The 1,286-nt window shown below is 71.9% G+C and carries 2 protein-coding genes; both read right to left on the bottom strand.

What is annotated here, in order from left to right; genetic code table 11:
- The coding region (locus FPZ41_RS46570) for a SidA/IucD/PvdA family monooxygenase (RefSeq protein WP_152870938.1) at positions 1–518 on the bottom strand (518 nt) is incomplete at its 3' end.
- On the bottom strand, positions 515–1,286 hold a 772-nt coding region (locus FPZ41_RS46565; protein ID WP_228023477.1), incomplete at its 5' end, for a pyridoxal phosphate-dependent decarboxylase family protein. The genes FPZ41_RS46565 and FPZ41_RS46570, both read right to left, overlap by 4 nt.

The raw sequence follows: 1,286 nt of genomic DNA, 5'->3' as shown, positions 1-1,286 counted from the left end.
GGCACGTGGGGGGCGGTGCCGATGCCGAGGACGACGTTTTTGGTGTAGGTGCGGCCCGGGGGTTCGTCTGCGCCGTCGTGGAGCCGGGTGAAGTCGACTTCGAACAGGTCGCGTTCGGGGTTCCAGCGGACGGCGTCGACGCGGTGGCCGAAGCGTAGTCCGGGGAGGTTCTCGCTGACCCAGCGGCAGTAGGCGTCGTATTCGGCGCGCCGGATGTGGAAGCGCTCGGCGAAGTAGAAGGGGAACAGCCGGTCGCGGGTCCTGAGGTAGTTGGGGAACGACCAGGGGCTGGTGGGGTCGGCGAGGGTCACGAGGTCGGCCAGGAAGGGGACCTGGAGGGTGGTGCCTTCGATGAGGAGGCCGGGGTGCCAGTGGAAGGCGGGGTGCTGGTCGTAGAAGACGGCGTCGAGTTCGGCGAGTGGGTGGGCGAGGGCGGCGAGGGAGAGGTTGAAGGGGCCGATGCCGATGCCGACGAGGTCGCGGGGGGCTTCGGGCTCGTGGCGTGGGGGTGTGCTCATGAGGGGGTGTTTCCTTCCACGAGTTTCAGGAGTGCGGCCAGGTCGGCGGGCCGGGTGTGCGGGTTGAGCAGGGTGGCTTTGAGCCAGAGCCGGCCGTCGGGTGCGGCCCGCCCGAGGACGGCACGGCCGTCGTGGAGGAGCCCCCGGCGGATGTCCGCCACGGCGGCGTCGGTTGCTCCGGTGGGCCGGAACAGGACGGTGCTGATGGTGGGTGGGGCGTACAGCTCGAAGCCGGGGTGCATGTCCACGAGGGCGGCGAATCCCGCGGCGAGGGCGCAGACCTGGTCGATGAGCGCGCCGAGTCCTTCGCGTCCGAGGGTTCTGAGGGTGACGGCGATCTTGAGGACGTCGGGGCGGCGGGTGGTGCGCAGGGACCGGCCGAGCAGATCGGGTAGTCCGGCCGCGGTGTCGTCGTCGGCGTTGAGGTAGTCGGCGTGGTGGTCCAGTACGGCGAGGTCGGTGGCGTCGCGTACGGCGAGGAGTCCGGCGGCGACGGGCTGCCAGCCGAGTTTGTGCAGGTCGAGGGTGACGGTGTGGGCGCGGTCGAGGCCGTGCAGCCGGTGGCGGTGGCGGGCGCTGAAGAGGAGTCCTCCGCCGTATGCGGCGTCCACGTGCAGTCGGGCGCCGTGGGCCGCGCACAGGTCGGCGAGGTCGGGCAGCGGGTCGATGAGCCCGGCGTCGGTGGTGCCGGCGGTTGCGGTGACGAGGACGGGACGGGGCAGCGGGGTGAGGGCGTCGTCGAGGGCGGCGGGGGCGAGGATGCCAGCG

Source organism: Streptomyces acidicola (genome assembly GCF_009377235.1).
GTDB classification, from domain to species: domain Bacteria; phylum Actinomycetota; class Actinomycetes; order Streptomycetales; family Streptomycetaceae; genus Streptomyces; species Streptomyces acidicola.
Note: the sequence above shows the minus strand (reverse complement) of the source record. Positions and strands in the feature narration are given on the sequence as shown.